Origin of the sequence: Streptomyces sp. Je 1-369, from assembly GCF_026810505.1 — a bacterium.
Classification (GTDB): Bacteria; Actinomycetota; Actinomycetes; order Streptomycetales; family Streptomycetaceae; genus Streptomyces.
Genome location: NZ_CP101750.1, coordinates 4,387,235 through 4,412,095 on the forward strand (window position 1 = coordinate 4,387,235; position 24,861 = coordinate 4,412,095).

General features: G+C 70.4%; 19 protein-coding genes. 9 read left to right on the forward strand and 10 right to left on the reverse strand.

Annotated elements, in window-relative coordinates; genetic code table 11:
- Positions 1 to 2: 2 nt before the first annotated feature.
- The 3 genes from pheA to NOO62_RS20005 all read left to right on the forward strand — a co-directional run bounded on the left by pheA (position 3) and on the right by NOO62_RS20005 (position 3,574).
- Positions 3 to 938 carry a prephenate dehydratase gene (gene pheA / locus NOO62_RS19995; RefSeq protein ID WP_268772259.1) on the forward strand — a complete coding sequence of 312 codons (936 nt, stop codon included), beginning with the start codon at positions 3 to 5 and terminating at the stop codon, positions 936 to 938.
- Positions 939 to 1,475: 537 nt separating this feature from the next.
- Positions 1,476 to 2,753 carry a serine--tRNA ligase gene (gene serS, locus NOO62_RS20000; RefSeq protein ID WP_268772260.1) on the forward strand — a complete coding sequence of 426 codons (1,278 nt, stop codon included), beginning with the start codon at positions 1,476 to 1,478 and terminating at the stop codon, positions 2,751 to 2,753.
- The gene (locus tag NOO62_RS20005; RefSeq protein WP_268772261.1) at positions 2,750 to 3,574 is read left to right on the forward strand and encodes an HAD family hydrolase; all 825 of its coding nucleotides are present in this window, start codon (positions 2,750 to 2,752) and stop codon (positions 3,572 to 3,574) included. Before serS ends, NOO62_RS20005 begins: the two co-directional genes overlap by 4 nt.
- 289 nt (positions 3,575 to 3,863) lie before the next feature.
- On the opposite strand, the gene NOO62_RS20010 is transcribed toward NOO62_RS20005, so the two are convergent.
- From NOO62_RS20010 to NOO62_RS20025, 4 genes are read right to left on the reverse strand one after another with little or no spacing between them, the layout of a single operon-like run.
- Positions 3,864 to 4,583 (reverse strand): ABC transporter permease, encoded by a 720-nt coding sequence (locus NOO62_RS20010; protein ID WP_268772262.1) that lies wholly within the window; start codon positions 4,581 to 4,583, stop codon positions 3,864 to 3,866.
- A gap of 11 nt (positions 4,584 to 4,594) precedes the next feature.
- Positions 4,595 to 5,506, reverse strand: coding sequence for an ABC transporter ATP-binding protein (locus NOO62_RS20015; protein ID WP_268772263.1), 912 nt, complete (start codon positions 5,504 to 5,506; stop codon positions 4,595 to 4,597).
- Entirely contained in the window at positions 5,503 to 6,387 is an 885-nt protein-coding gene (locus NOO62_RS20020) for an ABC transporter permease (RefSeq protein ID WP_268772264.1), read from the reverse strand. The genes NOO62_RS20015 and NOO62_RS20020 overlap by 4 nt, the downstream gene beginning before the upstream one ends.
- Complete coding sequence (locus NOO62_RS20025) at positions 6,384 to 7,415, reverse strand: ABC transporter ATP-binding protein (protein ID WP_268775696.1); 1,032 nt, start codon at positions 7,413 to 7,415, stop codon at positions 6,384 to 6,386. The genes NOO62_RS20020 and NOO62_RS20025 overlap by 4 nt, the downstream gene beginning before the upstream one ends.
- A 260-nt stretch (positions 7,416 to 7,675) precedes the next feature.
- Between NOO62_RS20025 and NOO62_RS20030 the strand changes: the two genes are divergently transcribed.
- From NOO62_RS20030 to NOO62_RS20050, 5 genes are all read left to right on the forward strand, one after another.
- On the forward strand, positions 7,676 to 8,527 hold the full coding sequence (locus NOO62_RS20030) for a M24 family metallopeptidase (RefSeq protein ID WP_268772265.1): 852 nt from the start codon (positions 7,676 to 7,678) through the stop codon (positions 8,525 to 8,527).
- Entirely contained in the window at positions 8,524 to 10,338 is a 1,815-nt protein-coding gene (locus NOO62_RS20035) for an SDR family oxidoreductase (RefSeq protein WP_268772266.1), read from the forward strand. The genes NOO62_RS20030 and NOO62_RS20035 overlap by 4 nt, the downstream gene beginning before the upstream one ends.
- A complete protein-coding gene (locus tag NOO62_RS20040) occupies positions 10,338 to 11,267 on the forward strand; it encodes a metal-dependent hydrolase (RefSeq protein WP_268775697.1) in 930 nt (309 codons plus the stop codon). The genes NOO62_RS20035 and NOO62_RS20040 overlap by 1 nt, the downstream gene beginning before the upstream one ends.
- A gap of 105 nt (positions 11,268 to 11,372) precedes the next feature.
- Positions 11,373 to 12,278, forward strand: coding sequence for a MerR family transcriptional regulator (locus NOO62_RS20045; RefSeq protein ID WP_268772267.1), 906 nt, complete (start codon positions 11,373 to 11,375; stop codon positions 12,276 to 12,278).
- Positions 12,279 to 12,446: 168 nt separating this feature from the next.
- On the forward strand, positions 12,447 to 13,076 hold the full coding sequence (locus NOO62_RS20050; RefSeq protein ID WP_268772268.1) for an RNA 2'-phosphotransferase: 630 nt from the start codon (positions 12,447 to 12,449) through the stop codon (positions 13,074 to 13,076).
- Between the two features lie 32 nt (positions 13,077 to 13,108).
- Here NOO62_RS20050 and NOO62_RS20055 read toward each other — a convergent pair whose 3' ends face one another.
- A complete protein-coding gene (locus NOO62_RS20055; protein WP_268772269.1) occupies positions 13,109 to 14,020 on the reverse strand; it encodes an LLM class flavin-dependent oxidoreductase in 912 nt (303 codons plus the stop codon).
- Positions 14,021 to 14,114: 94 nt separating this feature from the next.
- Here NOO62_RS20055 and NOO62_RS20060 point away from each other — a divergent pair, with 94 nt between their 5' ends.
- Entirely contained in the window at positions 14,115 to 15,041 is a 927-nt protein-coding gene (locus NOO62_RS20060) for a Cof-type HAD-IIB family hydrolase (RefSeq protein ID WP_268772270.1), read from the forward strand.
- 77 nt (positions 15,042 to 15,118) lie between these two features.
- Here the strand turns inward: NOO62_RS20060 and NOO62_RS20065 are convergent, their stop codons facing one another.
- From NOO62_RS20065 to hisC, 5 genes are all read right to left on the reverse strand, one after another.
- Positions 15,119 to 16,858, reverse strand: coding sequence for a GAF domain-containing sensor histidine kinase (locus NOO62_RS20065; protein ID WP_268772271.1), 1,740 nt, complete (start codon positions 16,856 to 16,858; stop codon positions 15,119 to 15,121).
- Between the two features lie 176 nt (positions 16,859 to 17,034).
- Positions 17,035 to 20,604 carry a thiol reductant ABC exporter subunit CydD gene (cydD, locus tag NOO62_RS20070; protein WP_414930858.1) on the reverse strand — a complete coding sequence of 1,190 codons (3,570 nt, stop codon included), beginning with the start codon at positions 20,602 to 20,604 and terminating at the stop codon, positions 17,035 to 17,037.
- Between the two features lie 36 nt (positions 20,605 to 20,640).
- The gene (gene cydB / locus NOO62_RS20075; protein ID WP_268772273.1) at positions 20,641 to 21,645 is read right to left on the reverse strand and encodes a cytochrome d ubiquinol oxidase subunit II; all 1,005 of its coding nucleotides are present in this window, start codon (positions 21,643 to 21,645) and stop codon (positions 20,641 to 20,643) included.
- A gap of 19 nt (positions 21,646 to 21,664) precedes the next feature.
- Positions 21,665 to 23,209, reverse strand: coding sequence for a cytochrome ubiquinol oxidase subunit I (locus NOO62_RS20080; RefSeq protein ID WP_268772274.1), 1,545 nt, complete (start codon positions 23,207 to 23,209; stop codon positions 21,665 to 21,667).
- A 297-nt stretch (positions 23,210 to 23,506) separates the two neighbouring features.
- A complete protein-coding gene (gene hisC / locus NOO62_RS20085) occupies positions 23,507 to 24,589 on the reverse strand; it encodes a histidinol-phosphate transaminase (protein ID WP_268772275.1) in 1,083 nt (360 codons plus the stop codon).
- Between the last annotated feature and the right edge of the window lie 272 nt (positions 24,590 to 24,861).

Genomic DNA, 24,861 nt, shown 5'->3' on the forward strand with positions numbered 1-24,861 from the left:
GTATGTCGGCGACGCGCTATACGTACCTGGGCCCCGTGGGCACCTTCACCGAGGCGGCTCTCCGTACGCTGCCCGAGGCGGCCACCCGGGAGCTCGTCCCGATGGTCTCCGTCCCGGCCGCCCTGGACGCGGTCCGCAGCGGTGAGGCGGCGGCCGCGCTGGTGCCGATCGAGAACTCGGTCGAGGGCGGCGTCACGACCACCGTCGACGAGCTCGCCAAGGGTGAGCCGTTGATGATCTACCGCGAGGTCGTCCTGCCGATCGCCTTCGCGCTGCTCGTGCGGCCCGGCACGAAACTCAAGGACATCAAGACGGTGACGGGTCACCCCGTGGCGCAGCCGCAGGTCCGCAACTGGCTGACCACTCATCTGCCGGACGCCGCGTGGGAGTCGGCCGCCTCGAACGCGGACGGTGCCCGGCTGGTCCAGGAGGGCCGGTTCGACGCGGCCTTCGCGGGTGAGTTCGCGGCGGCCACGTACGGCCTGGAGGCGCTGGTCAGCGAGATCCACGACGCGGCCAACGCCGAGACCCGCTTCGTCCTGGTCGGCCGTCCGGCCCGCCCCGCCGCGCCGACCGGCGCCGACAAGACCTCCGTCGTCATCTGGCTGGGCGACGACCACCCCGGCGCCCTGCTCGAACTGCTCCAGGAGTTCGCCGTGCGCGGCGTCAACCTGATGCGGATCGAGTCGCGGCCGACAGGTCAGGGCATCGGCAACTACTGCTTCTCGGTGGACACCGAGGGGCACATCACGGACCGCCGGGTCGGTGAGGCCCTGATGGGGCTCAAGCGGATCTGCCCGCAGGTGCGCTTCCTCGGCTCGTACCCGAGGGCCGGGGTGGCGACGGAGGACGTCCGGCCGCTGCGGCCCGGTACGACGGACACCGAGTTCATGGCGGCGTCGGACTGGCTGACGCGCTGCCAGGACGGCCGTTTCTAGCCGGTCCCTGCGGTCCTACCTGCAGATTTACGTTATCCACAGAAGTTATCCACAGGCGTACGTCTCGACCTGGGGACAAGTCGACAACGAAGCATGACATGGTCGACAAATCGCCCTGGAGCACCCAAGTGCATCCACAGCTCCGCACGTCACCCCTCGTCCACTCTTTTCCATTGATCAACTCTTTGGAGTGAGGTATTTCCACTCGAAAGTGAGTGTGCGGGCGGTTTGGGAAGGGAATCCCCGGGCGCCTGAACGGCTGGCGGAATGGGATGTTCCGGCATCCACAGATCTTTCGCACACCCTGTGGATAACCGTCCGGACCCCCTGATTCCTGTGGACAACAGCGGTGGACAAGCGGCCCAAGTCCCGCCCGCCGCAAGGGGTTCCGGTCAAAGCGGCGTGCACGCTCTGCCCCGTTTCGGGGAATGGCGCCCTTTTTATTGACCGGGAATTCATATTCCGGCAAATCGGGCATACCGTACACGCGGGAATATGGAGTCGTGGGCCGGAACCGCTCGACGGTAGCCTTGAGGGGTGATTGACCTTCGCCTGCTCCGTGAGGACCCCGACCGTGTTCGCGCCTCCCAGCGCGCCCGTGGAGAGGACGTCGCGCTCGTCGACGCCCTGCTCTCCGCCGACGAGCGGCGCAGGTCCTCCGGCCTCCGCTTCGACGAGCTCCGCTCCGAGCAGAAGGCCCTGGGCAAGCTGATCCCCAAGGCCGCGCCCGAGGAGAAGCAGGAGCTCCTGAAGAAGGCCGGCGAGCTCTCCGCCGCCGTCAAGGCCGCGGACGCCGCCCAGGACGAGGCCGACGACGAGACCAAGCGCCTCCTGCAGCAGCTCGGCAACCTCGTCCACCCGGACGTCCCGGTCGGCGGCGAGGAGGACTTCGTCGTCCTCGACACCATCGGCATCCCGCGCGACTTCGCCGCCGAGGGCTTCGAGCCCAAGGACCACCTGGAGCTCGGCGAGGCGCTCGGCGCCATCGACGTCGAGCGCGGCGCGAAGGTCTCCGGCTCGCGCTTCTACTACCTGACGGGTGTCGGCGCCCTCCTGGAGCTGGCCCTCGTCAACGCGGCGATCGCCCAGGCGACGGAGGCCGGGTTCATCCCGATGCTGACGCCGTCGCTGGTCCGCCCCCGCGCGATGGAGGGCACGGGCTTCCTCGGCCAGGCCGCGGAGAACGTGTACCACCTGGAGAAGGACGACTACTACCTGGTCGGCACCTCCGAGGTCCCCCTCGCGGCGTACCACATGGACGAGATCATCGAGGCCGACAAGCTGCCCCTGCGGTACGCGGGCTTCTCGCCCTGCTACCGCCGCGAGGCAGGTACGTACGGCAAGGACACCCGCGGCATCTTCCGCGTCCACCAGTTCGACAAGGTCGAGATGTTCTCGTACGTCGACCCGGCGGACGCGGAGAACGAGCACAAGCGCCTCCTGGAGTGGGAGGAGCAGTGGCTGACCGGCCTCGGCCTGCCCTTCCAGGTGATCGACGTGGCCACGGGTGACCTGGGCTCCTCCGCCTCGCGCAAGTACGACTGCGAGGCGTGGATCCCCACCCAGGGCAAGTACCGCGAGCTGACCTCGGCCTCGAACTGCGACAGCTTCCAGGCCCGCCGCCTCTCCGTGCGCATGCGCGAGGGCAAGAAGGTGCAGCCCCTCGCGACGCTGAACGGCACGCTGTGCGCCGTCCCGCGGACGATCGTGGCCATCCTGGAGAACCACCAGCAGGCCGACGGCACCGTCGTGGTGCCCGAGGTCCTGCGGCCGTACCTCGGGGGTCGAGAGATTCTGGAGCCGATCGCCAAGTGAGCCACCCAGCTCCGGTCACGCCCTCCTTCCCGTACAAGCTGGTCGCGACCGACCTCGACGGGACGCTGCTGCGCCCCGACGACACGGTGTCGGAACGTACGCGCCACGCGCTCACCGCGGCCACCGCGGCGGGCGCGGCGCACATCGTCGTCACCGGCCGTGCGGTGCCCTGGACCCGCCACATCCTCGACGACCTCGGCTACGACGGCATCGCGGTCTGCGGCCAGGGCGCGCAGGTCTACCACGCGGGGGAGCACCGCCTGCTGACCTCGGTGACGCTCGACCGCCAGCTGGCCGGTCTTGCGCTCGCCAAGATCGAGGCGGAGATCGGCCCGCTGGCGCTCGCGGCGAGCCGGGACGGCATCGACGGCGAGGTCATGGTCGGCCCCGGGTACGAGGTCCAGGGCGGGCCGCTCCCCGCGACCCCGTTCACGGACATCGCCGACCTGTGGGCGGCACCGCTGAACAAGCTGTACATCCAGCACCCCGGTCTGGGCGACGACGCGCTCACCGACGTGGCGCGCCAGGTCGCGGGCGACCTGGTCGGCGTGACCATGGCGGGCGAGGGCATAGTCGAACTCCTGCCGCTCGGCCTCTCCAAGGCGACGGGGCTCTCGCTCGCGGCGCGGCGCCTGGGCGCGAAGGCCGTGGACACGATCGCGTTCGGCGACATGCCGAACGACATCCCGATGTTCGCCTGGGCGGCGCACGGCGTGGCCATGGCCAACGCCCACGACGAGCTCAAGGCGGTCGCCGACGAGGTGACGACGTCGAACGAGGCGGACGGCATCGCGGTGGTGCTGGAGCGGTTGCTGGGCTGAGGCCCTCTCCGGCTGAGGTTCATGCCCCCTCTGGGGGGGGCGGCCTGCGCAGCGATGCGGATTCTGCGCGCTCGAAGCGGCCGCCCCGGGCAGCTCCCCCGTGCGCGGACTCGACGGGAGCGAGTAACTGCTCCGGAGCCTCTCACGGCTGCCCTGACGGGAAGTCGACGGACCGTGGTAACGGTCGCGCCGACTCCTCTCCCAGAAGGTGAGCGCCGGATGTTCCCGACGCGGTGGCACCAACTACTGTGCCCGCGGCCCGACTTCACCGCCACCGAATAAAAGCCGGTTACTCCTCGCCCGCCAGCTTCAGCGAGCGGAGCTTCTGGCCCGCGTACCACGTGGCGGCCACCGTGACCGCGAGCAGCAGGACCGTCGCGGCGGGCAGGCCGACGTCCGAAGTGATCAGGTCGCCCTTGCCGACCTTCTGCGCCACGGCGAGGGACCACTGCTGGACGCTGAGGGTGCGCGCTCCGGAGACCAGCGATCCGAAGAGGGCCTCCCACACCAAGGCGTAGACGAGGCCGAAGACCACGGCGTGCCGGGTGATCGTGCCGAGGAGCAGGAAGATCGCGGCGTACGTGATGGAGGCGACGAGTGCCGCGATCGTGTAGGCGATGGCGATCTGCTGGCCGTTGCCGTTGAGGATCATCCCGGCGATGAACGTGGGGATCGCGGAGAACGCCATGGTCACGGCGATGGCGACGATCAGCTTGGTGAAGATGATCGCGGGCCGCTTGACCGGCTTGGAGAGCAGGTAGACGACCGAGCCGTCGTCGATCTCCGGGCCGATGGCGCCCGTGCCCGCGATGACGCCGATGATCGGCACCATCGTGGCGAGCGCGAATCCGCCGAGGACGTCGACGGCCACTTGGTCGTCGGCGCCGCTGAAGCCGCGTACCGCCGCGGAGATGGCGATCAGCAGGACGGGCAGGGCGAAGAGGATGAGTGCCCGGCGGCGGCCGAGCAGGGCCCGGTAGGTGAGCCGGGCGACAGTGGGGTCGTACATGATGGCTCCCTTCAGGCCGCGACGAGGTAGGAGAAGACCGACTCGAGGGACTCGTCCGAGGGCGAGACCGTGAGGAGCCGGATGCCGTGCTCCCGGGCGACCCGGGGCAGCAGCGCGGTGAACCGCCCGAAGTCGACCGCCTGGATGCGCAGGGCGCCCTCCTTGAGGTCGACTTCGATGCCGGCCGTCGAGGGGTCGGCGATCAGCGCGGCGGCCAGGGCGCGGTCGTCGCTGGAGCGGATGAGGTAGCGGTGGGGCCGGTCGGTCATGAGGCGGCGGATCCGGCGGAAGTCGCCGCTGGCCGCGTGCCGTCCGGCGACGATCACCTCGATGTGCGAGGCGAGTTGCTCGACCTCTTCGAGGATGTGCGAGGAGAAGAGGACCGTGCGGCCCTGGTCCCCCATGGTCCGCAGGAGTTCCATCAGCTGCATGCGCTGACGCGGGTCCATGCCGTTGAAGGGTTCGTCGAGCAGCAGCACGGCCGGGTCGTGGACCAGGGCGGACGCCATTTTCACGCGCTGGCGCATGCCCTTGGAGTACGTGGAGATCTTCCGGTCCTGCGCGTACTCCATCTCGACCGTGGCGAGCGCCTTCCTGGCGGCCCGCTCGTCGAGTCCGTGCAGCTCGGCGTTGGCGACGACGAATTCCCGTCCCGTGAGGAAGTCGTACATGGCCTCGCGCTCGGGGACGATGCCGATGTCGTTGTAGATCTGTTCGTTCCGCCAGATCGGCTTGTCGTCGAGGATGACGCTGCCGGTGGAGGGGGCGAGGAAGCCGCCCATCATGTTGATGAGGGTTGACTTGCCCGCGCCGTTGGGGCCGAGGAGGCCCGTGACGCCCGGGCCGATGTTCATGGTGATGTCGTTGACGGCCACCACGTTTCCGAACCAGCGGGAGGTGTGGTCAATATTGATCGTGCTCACAGCCCGACCTTTCGGTAGCGGCGCATCATCGCGCCGTAGCAGCCCGCGATGAGGCCGAGGACGACGACTACGTAGACCACGCCCACGCCGGAAGAGGGGCCTTCCCCTCCGGGGAAGGCGGAGGTCGCGCCGAGGAACGCGGTCTGCACGCCGTCGATGAGCGTGATCGGCGAGAAGAGTCCGAGCCAGCTGATGGCGTCGGCGCTGCTGCCCTGTTCGAACGCGATGGCCTGGACCGTGGACACCGCTCCGTAGGTGATGGTCAGGACGGCGATGACGGCGGCGATGCCGAAGCCGCGGCGGGGTGTGATCGCCGAGATGACCAGGGCGATGCCGGAGAAGAGCAGGGAGAGCAGCGCCACGGAGATCAGTCCTTGGGCGAATCCCTTGCTCTGGTCGGCGAAGTCGAGCTTGGCGAGCAGTGCCCCTACGTAGAGCACGAGGAGCGGGGCGGCCGTGAGGACGAAGAGCGCGGAGGTCATCGCGGCGAACTTCGCGAGGACGTAGTCGCCGCGCTCGATGGGTCGTGAGAAGTAGAGCGGGACGGTCTTGAAGCGCAGGTCGCGCGACACGGTCTGGGGGGCCTGGGCGGCCAGGAAGAGGCTGATGACGGCCTGCATCACGATGGCGTAGCGCGTGTAGTCCACGGGGAGGTCGTCGGCCTTGGTGGCCACGGCGACGGCCACCATGATCGCCGCGGGCAGGCACATCACCGCGAAGAGGATCATCGGCAGGACCTTGGACTTGGCGGAGCGCCCGAGTCCGTACGCGCCGCGCAGGCTCTGCGAGAAGAGCGAACGGCGGGCGTAGGCACGGCCGAGGCGGGGGCCGTCGTAGTTCCGGTAGCCGATGTTGTGGATCTGGGTGGACTCGGTGCTCATCGCGCCCCTCCCTCCTTCTGCTGTGCGGCGGCGGTGGCCGCCCAGGCGGCCGCGCGTTCGGTCACGGGCTCGGTCGCCGGCTCGGTCACGGGCTCCTGTCGCGGCTCGTCCTTGAAGACCTCCGCGATGTGGTGCCTGCGCTGTTCCATGCGGACCAGGCCGAGGCCGAGGTCGGCGACGAGGTCGCGCACGACGTCGTACGTCTCCTCGCCCTCCGCGGTGAGCAGGATCGTGTGCCCGGCGCCGGGGAGCTCGCCGCCGGTCTCCGTGTCGATGCCGCGTGCCTGGAGCGCGTCGCGCAGCGCCCGGGTGCCGTCGGGGTGTTCGTCGTTGTCCGTGACCTCGACGGCGAGGGTCGTCGTGGTCTGGGTGAAGTCGGTGGTGGAGCTGGACCGCAGGAGCTTGCCGCCGTCGATGACGACGACGTGGTCGCAGGTGCGTTCCAGCTCGCCGAGGAGGTGCGAGGTGACGAGCACAGAGATACCGAAGTCGGTGTGGACGCGGCGGATCAGGCCGAGCATCTCGTCGCGTCCGACCGGGTCGAGGCCGTTGGTCGGCTCGTCGAGGAAGACCAGCTGGGGGTCGTGGACGAGCGCCTGGGCGAGCTTCACGCGCTGCTTCATGCCGGTGGAGTAGCCGCCCATGGGGCGGTACCGCTCTTCGTAGAGCCCGACGTGGCGCAGGGTGTCCGCGGTGCGCTCGCGGGCCGCGGTGGGCGGGAGTCCCGACATGCGCGCCATGTGGACGACGAACTCGGTGGCCGAGACGTCGGGAGGCAGGCAGTCGTGCTCCGGCATGTACCCGACGCGCTCGCGGATCTCGCCGCCGCGGGTGGCGACGTCGAGTCCGAGCACGGCGGCGCGGCCCTCCGTGGCGGGGGACAGACCCAGCAGGATCTTGATCAAGGTGGACTTGCCGGCTCCGTTGGCTCCGACGAGTCCGGTCACACCGGGCCCGATATCCATGGAGAGCCGGTCAAGCGCGGTCACCCTCGGGAACCGCTTGCTCAGGCTTTCGGTCGCGATCACAGTCACGGTTCGACCGTAGTGGCGCACACCACACCGGGTCGTCAGACCATGGTCCTGCCCTGCTCTCACTCTGGAGTATTACGGGCCCGTAAGGGTCGTCCTGAAGTCGACCCCTGGGGGTTCTTCCGGACCTTGCCCGCAGGGTTGGGCAGAACTATTGACGTAGCCGCCGGGCATTGTCACATTCATCAGTGTCAAGTTACGACCGCGTACGGCGATGGACCGGACACGGGAAGACCGGACTCGGGACGGACGGTGGCATGACCTCAGCAGTGGCAGGCGAACTCTCCGCGGAACTGCGGGGGTTCAGAGAGGTTCAGACTCTGGCGTACGCATGCGCGGAGGCGGTCGCGGCCCAGCTCAAGCCGGGTGTGACGGAGCGCGAGGCGGCGCGGATGCAGCGTGAGTGGCTGCGCGAGCGGGGCGTGCGGGACTGGTTCCACTTGCCCTTCGCCTGGTTCGGCGACCGTACGGCGTTCGTGAACTTCCGTGTCCCGCTGCAGTTCTTCCCGACCAACCGCAGGCTGGAGCCGGGGATGCCGTTCATCCTCGACATGGCTCCCGTGTACAAGGGGTGCACGGCGGACATCGGCTACTCCGGCTGTCTCGGCCTCAACCCCGTGCACGACAAGCTCCTCGCCGACCTGGAGGCGCACCGCGAGCTGATCCTGCGGGAGGTCCGCGAGCGGCGACCGCTCCGTGAGATCTACGAGGACGTGGACCGTCTCATGGTCCGCCAGGGGTACGCGAACCGGCACCGGGCGTATCCGTTCGGCGTCATCGCGCACAAGGTCGACCGGGTCAAGGAGCGCCGGCTGACCCCGCACCTGTTCGGGTTCGGCACGCAGTCGCTGAAGGGCCTGGCGAGCGACGCCCTCCGCGGTCACCGGGACGGCTGGTCGCCGCTGTGGTCCCCGTACAAATTCTCCGACCACCCGCCCCGGCAGGGGCTCTGGGCGGTCGAACCGCACCTCGGCTTCCGGGGTACGGGCGCGAAGTTCGAGGAGATCCTGGTCGTCACCGACTCCAAGGATCCCGAACAGAGCGCGTTCTGGCTGGACGACGACCTGCCGCATGTGCGGCGCTGGGCTGAGGAGAGGGCCGCCGCATGACGACCGGAGACATCGCCAAGGGCACCGGCAAGGGCACGGGCCGTGGCTTGCGGGACGCGCGTGAGCGCTGGGTGCGGACGGGTGGCGTGGAGCTGTGCGTCGCCGAACTCGGCGACCCGGAGCGGCCCACGGTCCTGCTTGTGCACGGCTATCCGGACTCCAAGGAGGTGTGGTCCGAGGTCGCGGAGCGACTGGCCGACGACTTCCACGTCGTGCTGTACGACGTCCGGGGGCACGGCAGGTCGACCGCGCCACGGCCGCTGCGCGGCGGCTTCACGCTGGAGAAGCTGACCGACGACTTCGTGGCGGTCATCGACGCGGTCAGCCCGGACGAGCCGGTGCACGTGGTCGGGCACGACTGGGGCTCGGTGCAGTCCTGGGAGTTCGCCACGGTCAAGCGGACGGAGGGCCGCATCGCGTCCTTCACGTCGATGTCGGGCCCGTCGCTCGACCACTTCGGCCACTGGATCAAGAAGCGCGTGGCACGGCCGACCCCCCGCAAGGTCGGCCAACTCCTCGGCCAGGGCGCCAAGTCCTGGTACGTGTACATGCTGCACACCCCGGTCCTCCCCGAGCTCGCCTGGCGCGGCCCGCTCGGCAAGCAGTGGCCGAAGATCCTGCAGCGCATGGAGAAGGTCCCGGCGGGCGACTACCCGACGGCATCCCTGCCCCAGGACGCCGCGCACGGCGCCTGGCTCTACCGGGACAACGTCCGCGCGCGGCTGCGCAGGCCGCGCACCGATGCGTACGCGCACGCGCCCGTCCAGCTCATCACGCCCTCCGGAGACATCTTTCTGTCCGAGCGGCTCTACGACGAGCTGGAGCAGTGGGCCCCTCAGCTGGTCCGGCGCACCCTGCCCGCCAAGCACTGGGTGCCGCGCACCAGGCCCGACCGACTGGCGGCGTGGATCGGAGAGTTCGTGACGGCGAACGAAGGGGGCCCGGCCGGTCTGTCCACCCGGGCCGGCGCGGCCACCGGGAAGCACGCCGACCGGTTCGGCGGCCAGCTCGTCCTGGTCACCGGGGCGGGCAGCGGCATCGGGCGGGCCACCGCCTTCGCGTTCGCCGAAGCGGGCGCGCGCGTGGTGGCCGTCGACCGGGACGCGGAGAGCGCGGCCCGCACGGCGGAGATGTCCCGCCTGATAGGCGCCCCGGACGCCTGGGGCGAGGCGGTCGACGTCTCCGACGAGCAGGCCATGGAGAAGCTCGCCGCCCGCGTCGCCGCGGAGTACGGCGTGGTGGACGTCCTGGTGAACAACGCGGGCATCGGCCTCGCGGGCTCCTTCCTCGACACCACGGGCGACGACTGGAAGAAGGTCCTCGACGTCAACCTGTGGGGCGTCATCCACGGCTGCCGGCTCTTCGGCAAGCAGATGGCCGAGCGCGGGCAGGGCGGCCACATCGTGAACACCGCGTCGGCCGCCGCGTACCAGCCGTCCAAGACCCTGCCCGCCTACAGCACCTCGAAGGCGGCGGTCCTGATGCTCAGCGAGTGCCTGCGCGCGGAGCTCGCGGGTCAGGACATCGGCGTCTCCGCGATCTGCCCGGGCTTCGTGAACACGAACATCACGTCGACGTCCCGTTTCGTGGGCGTCGGGGCGGAAGAGGAGAAGCGCCGCCAGAAGAGGTCCGCGAGGCTGTACGGCCTGCGGAACTACCCGCCGGAGAAGGTGGCGGACGCGGTCCTGCACGCCGTCGTCAAGAACCAGGCGGTGGTCCCGGTCACCCCCGAGGCGCGCGGCGCCCGCTTCATGTCGCGCTTCAGCCCGAAGGCACTGCGCGCGATCGCCCGATTGGAGCCGCCGTTGTGATCCCGGACAAGGAGCCCGGCACACGTGCCGCGGAGCACTACACGATCGTTCCGCGCCGGGTCTCGTTCGACTGGGACGAGACTCCGCTGCACTGGATACCGGACGAGCCGACGGCCACACACGTCATCAACGTCCTGCACCTGCTGCTCCCCGCGGGAGAGCGGTGGTTCGTGAAGGTCCTGAAGGAAGGCCTGCCGCTGATCACCGATCCGGTGCTGCGCGGTGACGTGAAGGGGTTCATGGGCCAGGAGGCCACGCACAGCGTGCAGCACGCGCACGTGCTGGACCATCTGGCGGCCCAGCACCTCGACACCGCCGCCTTCACGAAGTACGTCGACTTCGTCTTCGAGAAGCTCCTCGGGGAGCGGCCGCCGCTGGGGGCACCGGTGCCGACGCGGGAGTGGCTGCGCTTCCGGCTGTCGATCATCGCCGCGATCGAGCAGTTCACGGCGGTCCTCGGCAACTGGGTCCTGCACGCCGAGGGCCTCGAACGGGCGGGGTCCGACGAGGTGATGCTGGACCTGCTGCGCTGGCACGGCGCGGAGGAGGTCGAGCACCGCGCGGTCGCCTTCGACATGTTCCAGCACTGCGGCGGCCGGGGCCTGCCCCGGTATGCCCGCCGCATCGCGGGCATGGCGGTCACGGCGCCGGTGATGCTGTACCTGTGGGTGTGGGGCACCGGCTATCTGATCCGCCATGACCCCCAACTCGCGGGCCGCTTGCGGTACTCACTGGCCGAGCACAACAGAGCTGTCGGGAAGGGCCTGCTGCCCACCTGGCGTGAGCTCGGCACGGCGATACCGCGCTACCTGCGACGGTCGTACCATCCCTCGCAGGAAGGCTCGTTGCGCAAGGCCGTCGAGTATCTGGCGCAGTCGCCCGCGGCGCGGGTGGCGGCGGGCGCGATCGGCCGGGCGGCCACCGCCTAGGGCCGGTGCGTGGGATCACGCTTCGGCACACGGCTTCGGCACAAGGCTTTGGCACACAGCTTTGGCACACGGCTTCGGCACGAGTCAGCACGGAGGACGGGCAGCGTGGAGTACCGCATCGAGGATCTGGCGCACCACAGCGGTGCGACGGTCCGGACCATCCGCGCCTATCAGGACCGCGGTCTGCTCCCCCGCCCGGAGCGCCGCGGCCGGGCCAACGTGTACGGGGACGCACACCTGGCACGGCTGCGCCAGATCGCGGACCTGCTGGACCGCGGTTACACCCTGGCCTCCATCAAGGAGCTCCTGGAGGCCTGGGACGCGGGACGGGGTCTCGGCGGGGTGCTTGGCCTGGTCGCCGAGGTCGACGGGCCGTGGACGGACGAGAAGGCCGACCGGATCACCCGGGCCGAGCTGGACGCTGCGTTCGGCGGGACGCCGGACGAGGCCGCGGTGGCCGACGCGGTCGCTCTCGGCGTGTTGGAGCCGGTGCCGGGGCGCGATGACGAGTACCTGGTCCCGAGCCCTCAAGAGCTGGCTGTGGCGGTGGAGTTGTACGCGGCCGGGGTCCCGCTGCTTGCGATTTCGGGGCATTTGCGCGAGTTGAGAGGCCAGGTCGAGCACATAGCGTCCCGTTTCCTGGAGTTCACGACCGAGCACGTCTTCGCGCGCTATCTGGACCACCATCCACCGACGGAGGCGGACGCGGCCGAGGCGGCGTCCCTCGTACGCAAGCTGCGACCGCTCGCCCAGCAGTCGGTCGACGCAGAACTGGCCCGCGCCATGCGGATGTTCGCCACGAAGCACCTGCGACAGCACTTGGAGGCGGGCGCGGCGCCGCCAGCGGCGGAGGAGCCGCAGTACGTGGCACTGCCCGGCTCGACAATGCGGCGTGTACAGGCGTTGGTTGGCGACGAGGGCGTAGCGGCGTTCGTCGCAGCGGCCGCCGAACGCGAAGTGCAGACGCGGACATTGGACGCACTAGCCGCAAGTCCGCGCGCTAGTAGCTAACTTGCCCAAAAGGCGTTTATTGCCCGGGAGTTGTCCACAGAATCGCCAACTGGCCTGTGGATAACTCGACTTGGTTGTGGATCAAACCTTTGGCCCGGAATCTCTCGATGAAAAACCGGTGGACGAAAATCGAGTGCGCGGAGAACGGCTGACCGAGACGCTGGAGGCATGAAAGAAAGACGTCCCGCAGAAGAAGGAACCGTCGTGGCGGGCGAGCAGCACACCGTGGCGGACAGACAGCGCACCACAGCGGGCGAGCAGCGCACCGTGAAGGTGTCCAAGTACCTGTCGAAGCACCTGCGCCACAGCCCGGACCGGATCGGACTCACCCTCGACGCGAACGGCTGGGTGGAGATCGACGCGCTCCTCGCCGCGGCCGCCGCCCACCGCTTCCCCATCACCCGGGCCGAGCTCGACCACGTGGTGGCCGTCAACGACAAGCAGCGCTTCGCCATCGACGGCGACCGGATCCGCGCGAGCCAGGGCCACTCCGTCGAGATCGACCTGGACCTGCCCCCGGCGACCCCGCCCGCGTACCTCTACCACGGCACCGTCGCCACGCACCTGGCCGCGATCCGCGCCGAAGGCCTGCGCCCCATGAACCGGCACGCCGTGCACCTCTCGCCCGACCGCGGGACCGCGACGCGCGTCGGCGCCCGCCGGGGCCGGCCCGTCGTCCTGTCCGTCGACTCGGGCGCGATGCACCGTGCCGGACACGTCTTCCAGGTCAGCGCCAACGGCGTCTGGCTCACGGCCGCGGTGCCGCCGCGCTTCGTGCGGTTCCCGGGATCGCGCTGAGCCCCCCTCCGGCCTCGGCCGGACCACCGACTTCAGCCGAGCTGGGCGACCGCCTCGGTGGCGATCCGCTCGAACACCGACTGGTCCGCGGCGAAGTCGGACCCGGGGATCGGCCAGTGGACGGCGAGCTCGGTGAAGCCGAGCTCCTGGTGGCGGCCCGCGAAGTCCACGAAGGCGTCCAGCGACTCCAGCGGGCGGTTGCGGTCCGGGGTGAAGCCCGTCAGAAGGATCTTGTCGAGCTCGGCCACGTCGCGGCCGGCCTCGGCGCACGCCTTGCCGAGCTTGTCGACCTGGCCGCGGAGCGCCTCGCGGGACTCCTCGGGCGTACCCGACTCGTAGAGCTTCGGGTCCCCCGTGGTCACCCACGCCTGCCCGTGCCGGGCCGCGAGCCGCAGACCGCGCGGCCCGGTGGCCGCGACCGCGAACGGCAGCCGCGGCCGCTGCGCGCAGCCCGGGATGTTGCGCGCCTCACGCGCCGAGTAGAAGGTCCCCTCGTACGTCACCGCGTCCTCGGTCAGGAGCCGGTCGAGCAGCGGTACGAACTCGCCGAAGCGGTCGGCGCGCTCGCGCGGGGTCCACGGCTCCTCGTCGCCCTTCAGCAGCGTCGTCGCGTCGAAGCCGTTGCCGCCCGCGCCGATGCCGAGCGTGATCCGGCCGCCGGAGATGTCGTCGAGCGAGATGAGTTCCTTGGCGAGCGTCACGGGGTGCCGGAAGTTGGGCGAGGTGACGAGTGTGCCCAGGCGCAGCCGCTCGGTGGCCGTCGCGGCGGCCGTCAGCGTGGGCACCGCGCCGAACCACGGGCCGTCGCGGAAGGTGCGCCAGGCCAGGTGGTCGTACGTGTACGCCGTGTGGAAGCCGAGCTCCTCGGCCCGCCGCCACTGATCGCGGCCACCCTCGTTCCAGCGGTGTACGGGGAGAATCACGGTGCTCAGGCGCAGACTCATGTCTCAGAGCTTACGGGGGCCCGGGCCGCGCCCGCCCACTCAAATGTGCGCCCCAGCGCACGCCCGTGCAGGCATGTGCGGGACAATCGACGGCGTGACCTCAGCTACCCCAGGGCCCCGGACCCCGGCCCCCAGCGCCCCCGCAGCCAGCAGCCAGGCCGCCCCGCGGCCGCGGTGCCGGCTGATCGCGACGGACCTGGACGGCACGTTGCTGCGCGACGACAAGTCGGTCTCCGACCGCACGGTCGCCGCCCTCGCCGCCGCCGAGGCGGCGGGGATCGAGGTCTTCTTCGTGACCGGCCGCCCGGCCCGCTGGATGGACGTCGTCAGCGCCCACGTCCACGGCCACGGCCTCGCCATCTGCGGCAACGGCGCCGCGGTCGTCGACCTGCACGGCGGCCCCGGCACCCACAGCTTCGTCAAGATCCGCGAGCTTTCGCGGGAGTGCGCGCTCGACGTCGTCCGCAGGCTGCGCGCCGCCGCGCCGGGCACGTCCTTCGCGATCGAGCGGACCGGGGGACTGCACCACGAGGAGACGTACCCGCCGCTCCACATGGAGCCGGGTGAGAGCGTCGCGCCCGCCGAGAAACTCCTCGCCGAGACCCTCGCGGACTCCGCGGTCGCCGAGCAGCCCGTCCTGAAGGTGCTCGCCTTCCACCCCGGACTCGCGCCCGACGAGTTCCTGGTCCTCGCCCGCGCGGCCATCGGCGACCGGGCGACGGTCACCCGGTCGAGCCCCAGCGCCCTCCTGGAGATCAGCGGCCCGGGCGTCTCGAAAGCGAGCACTCTAGAGCTGTGCTGCGCCGAGCGCGGCATCACGCCCGCGGAAGTCGTCGCCTTCGGAGACATGCCGAACGACATCGAGATGCTCGCCTGGGCGGGTACGTCGTACGCGATGGGCAACGCCCACCCGGACGTCATCGCGGCGGCCTCCGGGCGCACGGTCGCCAACAACGACGACGGTGTGGCGGTCGTGATCGAACAGATCCTGGCGGACCGCCGGGCGTCGGACGGCGCCTGACGCGGAACGTCGGACGGCGCCTGACGCGGAACGTCGGACGGCGCCTGACACAGGGCGCCGGATGTTGACGCCCGACATCAGTACGGCGCTTCCCACACCACCGTCGTACCGCCCCCGTCCTCGCCGATGCCCGGCCCGTACCAGCTGTCACCGCCCAGCGACTCGGCGCGCCGCTTGAGGTTCTTCAGGCCGCTGCGCCGACCGCCCTCCGCGATGCCCACGCCGTCGTCGGCGACCGTCAGACGCACCCCGTGCTGCCCGTCGGCGAGGACCACGGTCGAGTCGACCACGACGTCGATACGGGCGGCCTGCGCGTGCCGGAACGCGTTGGACAGCGCCTCCCGCAGCGCCGCGATGAGGTTCTTGCCCGTCAGTTCGCCGACCACCGCGTCGACGGGCCCCACGAAGTGGTGCGAGGGCTTGAAGCCCAGCGGCACGGCGGCCATGTTGATCTCGCGCAGGACGCGGGTGCGCAGCCCCGACGGCGCCTCCGCGGGACCCTGCTGCAGCGCGAAGATCGCCGTGCGGATCTCCTGGATCGTCACGTCGAGCTCGTCGACGGCCCTGCCGACACCGACCTGCACCTCCGGCACGACCGACCTGCGCTGCGCGCTCTCCAGCATCATCCCCGTCGCGAACAGCCGCTGGATGACGAGGTCGTGCAGGTCCCTGGCGATCCGGTCGCGGTCCTCGTACACCGCGAGCCGCTCCCGGTCCCGCTGGGCCTCGGCCATCATCAGCGCGAGCGCGGCCTGTGAGGCGAACTGGGTGGCGAGGGTCCGCTCCGCCTCGCTGAAAGGACGTGCCCCACGCGCGCGGGGCGTCACCAACGTCCCCAGGACGCGGCCGTCGCTCTGGAGCGGCAGCATCATGACGGGGCCGTAGGCGCGGGCGATGTCGGTCATGATGCGGGGGTCCGACGCCGCGTCGTCGACGAAAACCGACTCCCCTTCGAGGAGGTCCGCGACGATGCGGCTCTCCGGAGGGACGATCACGCCGAGCGCCCCGTTGGGCTCGTCGGAGGAGACCGCGACGACCTCCATGCCGCCCTCGTCGTCGGGCAGCAGCACGATGCCGGCGGCGGAGTCCGCGAGGTGCCTGGCCTGCTCGGCGACGACCGCGAGCGCTTCCTCGGCGTCGCTGCCGGACAGCAGCGCGGTGGTGACCGCCACCGAGCCGTCGATCCACCGTTCGCGCTGTTTGGCGGCTTCGTAGAGGCGCGCGTTGCCGATCGCGATGCCCGCCTCCGTGGCGAGGACACGGACCATGTGCACGTCGTAGTCGTTGAAGTCCGCGCCGTCGCGCTTCTCGGTCAGGTAGAGGTTCCCGAAGATCTCCCCCTGGACGCGGATGGGGACGCCGAGGAACGTCCGCATCGGCGGGTGGTGGGCCGGGAAGCCGCAGGAGCGCGGGTCGGCGGAGAGGTCCGCGAGGCGCAGTGTCCTCGGCTGGTGGATGAGGGCGCCGAGGAGCCCCCGGTGGCCGTCCGGCAGACGGCCGATGCGCTCCGCGGTCGCCTCGTCGATGCCGTGGTAGACGAAGTCGGAGAGGCCCTCGCCGTCCTCGGCGACGACGCCGATCGCGGCGTAGTGCGCGTTCGCGAGCTCGGCCGCGGTCTCGCAGATGCGGTCCAGGGTGATGTGCAGTTCGAGCCCGGTGCCGACCGCCCGCATCGCTTCGAGCAGCTGCGGCACCCGCGACGTCAGCTCGGGGGACAGCCCTTGGAGGCTGTGGGTCGCCCGCGCCGCCGCGGCATCCACCGTGTCCGGTGAGCCGTCGGGGAGCGGGGAGTCGGCGGAGGCCGAGGGTACTGGCATGCTTTGAGCCTAGTAAGTCCTATTTACAGGGGAAAGTCGAGACCGAGTCGAGACCGTACGCGGCGGGCCGTCATCACCCGGACCGTCCTCACCCGGACCGTCCTCACTCCAGCCACCAGACCCGGACCGTCCTCACCCGGGCCGTCCTCACCCCAGCCACCAGACCCGGGCCGCCCTCACCCGGCCACCAGCAGATCCGCCGCCCGCTCCACGTCCAGCATCCGCCGCAGCGGCCCCTCCTCCGCCGCGAGCTCCGCGTACGTGCCGCGCTGTGCCACCCGGCCCGCGTCCAGGACGATCACCTCGTCCACGGCGTCGAGGCCTGCCAGCCGGTGCGTGATCAGCAGCGTCGTGCGCCCCTCGGTCGCGGCCAGGAGGTCCGCGGTCAGGGCGTCGGCGGTCGGCAGGTCGAGGTGTTCGGCGGGCTCGTCCAGTACGAGGACGGGGAAGTCGGCGAGGAGCGCGCGGGCCAGCGCGAGCCGCTGCCGCTGCCCTCCGGAGAGCCGCGCCCCGTGCTCGCCGACGAGCGTGTCGAGGCCGTCGGGCAGCGCGTAGGCCCAGTCGTCGAGCCGTGCGCGCTCCAGGGCGTCGCGCAGTTCGTCGTCCGTGGCGTCCTTCTTGGCGAGCAGCAGGTTCTCGCGCACCGAGCTGTCGAAGATGTGGGCGTCCTGGGCGCACAGACCGACCATGCGGCGCACGGTGTCGCCGTCCAGCGCGGCCACTTCACTGCCACCGAGCGCGTTCGTCCCACCCAGCGTGTACGTCCCCTCGTACGCCCCGAGGAACCCCAGCAGCACCTGCGCCAGCGTCGTCTTGCCGGATCCGGACGGCCCGACGACGGCGATCCGCCGCCCTCGCTCCAGCGTGAGGCCGACGCCCGCGAGCGCGTCCCGGTCCTGACCCTCGTAGCGTGCGCGCAGCCCCTCGACACGCAGCGGGAAGGGCGTCTGCGGCGCCTCTGCGGGCTCGGCGGGCTCGGGTACCGGCACGGGCGCGTCGAGGACTTCGTAGACGCGCTCAGCGCTCTTCAGGACCCGCTGGCGGTACTGCACGGCGAGCGGCAGGCCCATCACCGCCTCGAAGGCGGCGAGCGGGGTGAGGACGACCGCGGCGAGGGCGACACCGCTGAGCCGTCCGTCGTGGACCGCCTGCACACCGACGAGCGCGGCCGCGGCCACGGTGAGCCCGGTCACGAGGGCCCCGAGCCCGTCGCCGAGCGCGGTGGCGGTGGCGCCCCGCGAGGCGATGCGGGTCAGCTCGGCGTCGGCCTCACCGGCCTTGGCGGTACGTCGCTTCAACGCACCGGCGACGGTCAACTCCGCGGTCCCCGTGAGCAGATCGGCCACCCGCGTGGCGAGCACCCCGCGCGCGGGAGCCAGCTTCCGCTCCGCACGGCGGGCGACGGCGCCGCTCACCAGCGGCACGGCGACACCCGCGGCGAGCAGTCCGGCGGCGAGCACGGCACCCGCCTCGGGCAGCAGCCAGGCGGTGAACCCGACGGCTCCCGCGCCGACGACGGCGGCGGAGGCGGCGGGGAGCAGCCAGCGCAGCCAGTAGTCCTGCAGTGCGTCGACATCGGCGACCAGCCGGGAGAGGAGGTCGCCGCGCCGGGTCCCACGCAGTCCTGCCGGGGCGAGCCGCTCCAGGCGCCGGTAGACGGCGACCCGGGTGTCGGCGAGCATCCGCAGCACCGCGTCGTGCGAGACGAGGCGCTCGGCGTACCGGAAGACGGCGCGACCGATGCCGAAGGCGCGGGTCGCCGTCACGGCGATCATCAGGTACATCACCGGGGGCTGCTCGGAGGCCCGCGAGATCAGCCACCCGGAGGTGGCCATGAGCCCGACGGCACTGGCGAGCGCGAGGCTTCCCAGGAGCAGCGCGAGCGCCAGCTGCCCGCGCCGCGCCCGGGCGGCGTCCCGGACCCTGGCCAGGACCCCGGCGCCCGAACGGGCCCCCTTGGAGCCGCTCGTGGTCTCGCTCTTCGGAGCGTCAGGCATCACCGCGTCACCGGTTACGCCCGCCACACCCTCCACGTCCTCCACGCCCTCCACACCACGAGCGTCCGGGCCGGTCTTGCTGTCGGCAGCCGGATCGGCAGCCGGAGAGGCCACCCCGCCCCCGGCCTCCAGCCGCACCACACGATCGGCGACGGCCAGCAGCGCGGGCCGGTGCACGACCAGCAGTACCGTCCTCCCCACAGCGAGCCGGCGAACCGCCTCCACCACACCCGCCTCGGTACCGCCGTCCAGCGCCGCCGTCGGCTCGTCGAGCAGCACCACGGGCCGGTCCGCGAGGAACGCGCGGGCCAGCGCGAGCCGTTGCCGCTGCCCTGCGGAGAGCCCGGCGCCGTCCTCCCCGAGGAGGGTCTGCACCCCGGCAGGCAGCGCGTCCACGAACTCCAGTGCACCCGCGTCCTTAAGGGCCTCCCGCAGCTGCGCGTCGTCCGCGTCGGGCCGCGCGAGCCGCACGTTCTCCGCGACGGTCCCGGCGAACAGGTGCGGCCGCTGCGGCACCCACGCGATCCGCTCGCGCCACCACTCCGGCGATACCTCCGCCAGATCGACGCCCCCGACGCACACCCGCCCCTCGCTCGGCCGCACAAACCCGAGCACCACGTTCAGCAGCGTCGACTTGCCCGCCCCGCTGGGCCCCACGAGCGCCACGGTCTCCCCCGGCGCCACCTCGAAGGACGCCCCGGAGACGGCGTCGGCCGCCCGCCCCGGGTACCGGACCGTCACGCCCCGCACGCTCAGGACACCCGAAGGCGCCGCCCCCGTCCCGGCAGCCGGCACCGGGGTCTCCAGGACCTCGAAGATCTCCTCGGCGGCCGACAGCCCCTCCGCCGCCGCGTGGTACTGCGCACCGACCTGGCGCAGCGGCAGGTAGGCCTCCGGAGCGAGGACGAGGACGACGAGTCCGTCGTACAGCTCCATCTCGCCGTGCACGAGCCGCATGCCGATGGTCACCGCGACCAGGGCGACCGAGATCGTCGCGAGCAGCTCCAGGGCGAACGACGACAGGAAGGCGATGCGCAGCGTCCGCATCGTGGCCTGCCGGTACTCGCCGGTGATCTTCCGGATCGACTCGGCCTGCGCCTTGGCGCGGCCGAACACCTTGAGGGTCGGGAGTCCCGCGACCACGTCCAGGAAGTGCCCCGACAGGCGCGAGAGGAGCCGCCATTGGCGGTCCATCCGGTTCTGCGTGGCCCAGCCGATCAGGATCATGAAGACCGGGATGAGCGGCAGCGTCACGACGATGATCGCCGCCGACACCCAGTCCTCAGTGACGATGCGGGCCAGCACCGCCACCGGCACCACCACCGCGAGCCCCAGCTGCGGCAGATAACGCGAGAAGTAGTCGTCGAGCGCGTCCACGCCGCGCGTCGCGAGCGAGACGAGCGAACCGGTCCGCTGTCCGGTCAGCCACCCCGGCCCGAGCTGCCCCGCCCGCTCCAGGAGCCGCCCGCGCAGCTCGGACTTGACCGCCGCGCTCGCCCGGTGCGCGGCGAGCTCGGTCAGCCAGGAGACCAGCCCCCGCCCGGCGGCGACCGCCGCGAGCAGTACCAGGGGAGTGCCCAAGTCACCGACGGAACGCCCGTCCTGGAAGGCGCCCACCACGATCTCGGCGATGAGCATCGCCTGCCCGACGACCAGGCCCGCTCCGGCCAGCCCCAGGACCACGACCGCGACCAGGAAGAAGCGAGTGGCGCGGGCGTACCGGAGCAGACGCGGGTCGATCGGTTTCACGTGAAACACACCCTTCAACAGGCTTGGGCAACGGCCTCAGTGCGCGGCATCCGCGATGTGCTGCGTCCCGATCCGTTTGCGGAACACCCAGTACGTCCACGACTGGTAGAGCAGCACGACCGGCGTCGCGATGCCCGCGCACCACGTCATGATCTTCAGGGTGTACGGGCTGGACGAGGCGTTGGTGACCGTGAGGCTCCACTCCTCGTTCAGCGACGACGGCATGACGTTCGGGAAGAGCGTGAGGAAGAGCATCGCGACGGCCGCCGCGATCGTGATCCCCGACAGCGCGAACGACCAGCCCTCACGACCGATCTTGATCGCCGCGATGGCTCCCACCAGGGCGACCACCGCCACGATCATCGCGATCAGGCTCTTGCCGTCGCCCTTGTCGGCCTGGGTCCAGACCATGAACCCGAGGGCGAGGACGGCGGTGACGAGACCCAGGCCGAGCGCCGTCTTCCGCGCCCGCATCCGGATGTCGCCCACGGTCTTCAGCGAGGCGAACACCGCGCCGTGGAACGTGAACAGCGTCAGGGTGACCAGGCCGCCGAGGATCGCGTACGGGTTGAGCAGGTCCCAGAAGCTGCCCACGTACTCCTTGTGGGCGTCGATCTTCACGCCCCGCACGATGTTGCCGAACGCCACGCCCCACATCACCGCCGGGATCAGCGACGTCCAGAAGATCGCGTGCTCCCAGTTGGTCTGCCAGCGCTCCTCCGGCCGCTTGGCGCGGTACTCGAAGGCGACACCGCGCACGATCAGGCAGATCAGGATGATCAGCAGCGGCAGGTAGAAGCCGGAGAACAGCGTCGCGTACCAGTCGGGGAAGGCGGCGAAGGTCGCGCCGCCCGCGGTGAGCAGCCAGACCTCGTTGCCGTCCCAGACGGGCCCGATGGTGTTGATGAGGACCCGCTTCTCGACCCGGTCGCGGGCGAGCAGCTTGGTCAGAACGCCGATCCCGAAGTCGAAGCCCTCCAGGAAGAAGTAGCCGATCCATAGGACGGCGATCAGTACGAACCAGACGTCGTGAAGTTCCATGTCCGCGTCTCTCCTTCCTTCAGTACGAGAAGGCCATGGGCCGGTCGGCATCGGAATCGGAGTCCGAGCCGGTGCCCTTGCCCGAGCCGGGTCCGCCGATCTTGGTGGGCGGGTTGAGGTCCGCCTCCGTCAGCTCGGGCGGGCCCTTCCTGACGTACTTGAGCAGCAGCTTCACCTCGATCACGGCGAGGATCGCGTAGATCAGCGTGAACCCGATGAGTGAGGTGAGCACCTCGCCCTGCGAGACGCCGGGGGAGACCGCGTCCCGGGTGCGCAGGACTCCGTAGACCACCCAGGGCTGCCGCCCCGTCTCGGTGAAGATCCAGCCCCAGGCGGTGCCGATGAGGGGGAAGATCAGCGTCCACTGCGAGAGCCGCCACCACCAGTTGCCGAGCTTCGGCGAGAGCTCCTTGTTCTTGGTGAGCATCAGCTTGGGGATGTCGTCGGCGCCGGTGCGGTGCTCGGGCGCGAGCCAGAACTTCTTCCGCGTCAGCCACAGGCCCGCGGTGCACAGCGCCATCGAGACCCCGCCGAAGCCGATCATCCAGCGGTACGACCAGTAGGCGGTGGGGATGTTGGGCCGGTAGTCGCCGGGCCCGTACTTCTCCTGCGCCTGCTTGTTGAGGTCGTTGATGCCGGGGATCTCGGCGTCGAAGTTGTTCTTGGCGAGGAAGGACAGGACGCCGGGCACCTCGATGGCGACGTCGTTGTGTCCCTTGGCGACATCGCCGTACGCGAAGAGCGAGAACGGCGCCGGCTTCTCGGTCTCCCACAGCGCCTCGGCCGCCGACATCTTCATCGGCTGCTGCTCGTACATCACCTTGCCGAGGGTGTCGGCGCTGACGACGGTGAGCAGGGTGCCGACGAACGCGGTGACCAGGCCCAGCCGCATCGACATCCGCATGGTGCGGATGTGCTGCTTCTTGCGCAGGTGGACGATGGCGATGCCGGTCATGAAGGCGCCGCCGACCAGGATGGCCGCCGATATGACGTGGAAGAAGTTGACGAGCGTCGTCTCCTGGAACAGCACCTTCGCGAAGTCGGTGAGCTCCGCGCGCTTGGTGCCGTCCCGTTCCACGATCTTGTAGCCGACCGGGTGCTGCATAAAGGCGTTGGCGGCGATGATGAAGTACGCCGACAGGACCGTGCCGATGGAGACGATCCAGATCGTCGCGCAGTGCAGTTTCTTCGGCAGCTTGTCCCAGCCGAAGATCCACAGACCGATGAAGGTCGACTCGAAGAAGAAGGCGATCAGCGCCTCGAAGGCGAGCGGCGCTCCGAAGACGTCACCGACGAAGCGGGAGTAGTCGGACCAGTTCATGCCGAACTGGAACTCCTGCACGATGCCCGTGACGACACCCATCGCGATATTGATCAGGAACAGCTTTCCCCAGAACTTCGTCGCCCTGAGGTAGTGCTCCTTGCCCGTCCGCACCCATGCCGTCTCAAGGATCGCCGTCAGGGCGGCGAGCGAGATCGTCAGGGGAACGAACAGGAAGTGGTAGACGGTCGTGATGCCGAACTGCCATCGCGCCAGGGTTTCCGGCGCCAGAGCCAGGTCCACTGCGTCTCTCCTTACTCGCCGTGCCCACAGCGAACATTCGTCCCTTTTCTCCCACTGATCTCGGGACGAACCGGGGCACGCTTGTGAACGCGTTCACATTCACAAGCATTATGTCGTACGAGCTGTCGAAACCCGAAAGGGGGGTCCCCCTTACCGACGGGTACGGCCGGACCGGGTGACGGGACCGTCCTGAGCGGGCACGAAAGAAGGCCCCGGGCACCGCCCGAGGCCTTCCAGAAGCCAGAGCCCCGAAGGACCCTGGAACTCGCTCCCTGAACTCGCTCCTAGAACTCGCTCCTAGAACTCCTTGCGGAAGGCCTCCGCCGCGTGCAGGAAGATGTCGTTGGCCTCGGTCTCGCCGATCGTGGCCCGCATCCCCTCGCCCGCGAACGGCCGCACGACCACGCCGGCCTTCTCGCACGCCGCCGCGAAGTCCGCCGTACGGTCCCCGAGCCGCAGCCACACGAAGTTCGCCTGCGTCTCGGGCACCGTCCAGCCCTGCCCGCGCAGCGCCTCGACCACCCGCGTGCGCTCGTTGACCAGCGAACCGACCCGGCCCATCAGCTCGTCCTCGGCACGCAGCGACGCCACCGCCGCGTCCTGCGCGAGCTGGCTCACACCGAAGGGCACCGCCGTCTTGCGCAGCGCGGCGGCCACCGGCTCGTGGGCGACCGCGAAGCCGACGCGCAGTCCCGCGAGGCCGTACGCCTTCGAGAACGTACGCAGGACGCAGACGTTCGGCCGGTCTCGGTAGATCTCGATGCCGTCCGGCACCTCGGGGTCACGGATGAACTCGCGGTACGCCTCGTCCAGGACGACCAGGACGTCGCTCGGCACCCGGTCGAGGAACCGTTCCAGCTCGGCCCTGCGGACCACGGTGCCCGTGGGGTTGTTGGGGTTGCAGACGAAGATGAGCCGGGTGCGGTCGGTGATGGCGTCGGCCATCGCGTCGAGGTCGTGCACCTCGCCGTCCGTCAGCGGCACCCGCACCGACGTCGCACCGCTGACCTGCGTGATGATCGGGTACGCCTCGAAGGAACGCCACGCGTAGATCACCTCGTCCCCCGGTCCCGACGTGGCCTGCAGCAGCTGCTGGGCGACGCCGACGGAACCCGTGCCGGTGGCGATGTGCGACGTGGGCACTCCGAAGCGGTCGGCCAGCTCGCTCATCAGGGCCGTGCACGCCATGTCGGGGTAACGGTTGAAGGACCCGGCGGCGGCGAGTGCGCTCTCCATCACGCCGGGCAGCGGCGGATAGGGGTTCTCGTTGGAGGACAGTTTGTAGGCTGCGGGACCGTCGGCCGCCGCAGCGGGCTTGCCCGGCTTGTAGGTGGGAATCCCCTCAAGCTCGGCACGCAGCCTCGGGTTCGTCTCGCTCACCGCAGTCCTCCTCTGGGCCATGCACGCTCTTGCCGTCACATCAGTTCGAATACTGCTTACCTTATGAGGATTCGGCCCCGCTGCGAATGGCCTGCCGGAATCCGCGTACGAACCCTCCGGATCCGCCCCTCCGATCCGCCCCTCCGATCCGCACCCTGGATCCGCACCCTGGATCCCCCCCCGGGTCCGTCGCCCGCCCAAGGCGTGCGGAGAGGGGGGAGCGCCCCACGCTCCCTCACGCGCCGGTAGCTCACTCCGTGGCGCGCGTCCCT

Excerpts from the sequence above, each read along its gene's own strand:
- NOO62_RS20035 (WP_268772266.1), top strand. The coding sequence starts at position 8,524 with ATGACGACCGGAGACATCGCCAAGGGCACCGGCAAGGGCACGGGCCGT.
- NOO62_RS20020 (WP_268772264.1), bottom strand. The coding sequence starts at position 6,387 with ATGAGCACCGAGTCCACCCAGATCCACAACATCGGCTACCGGAACTAC.
- NOO62_RS20010 (WP_268772262.1), bottom strand. The coding sequence starts at position 4,583 with ATGTACGACCCCACTGTCGCCCGGCTCACCTACCGGGCCCTGCTCGGC.
- NOO62_RS20030 (WP_268772265.1), top strand. The coding sequence starts at position 7,676 with ATGACCTCAGCAGTGGCAGGCGAACTCTCCGCGGAACTGCGGGGGTTC.
- cydB (WP_268772273.1), bottom strand. The coding sequence starts at position 21,645 with ATGGAACTTCACGACGTCTGGTTCGTACTGATCGCCGTCCTATGGATC.
- NOO62_RS20065 (WP_268772271.1), bottom strand. The coding sequence starts at position 16,858 with ATGCCAGTACCCTCGGCCTCCGCCGACTCCCCGCTCCCCGACGGCTCA.
- pheA (WP_268772259.1), top strand. The coding sequence starts at position 3 with ATGTCGGCGACGCGCTATACGTACCTGGGCCCCGTGGGCACCTTCACC.
- NOO62_RS20050 (WP_268772268.1), top strand. The coding sequence starts at position 12,447 with ATGAAAGAAAGACGTCCCGCAGAAGAAGGAACCGTCGTGGCGGGCGAG.
- NOO62_RS20055 (WP_268772269.1), bottom strand. The coding sequence starts at position 14,020 with ATGAGTCTGCGCCTGAGCACCGTGATTCTCCCCGTACACCGCTGGAAC.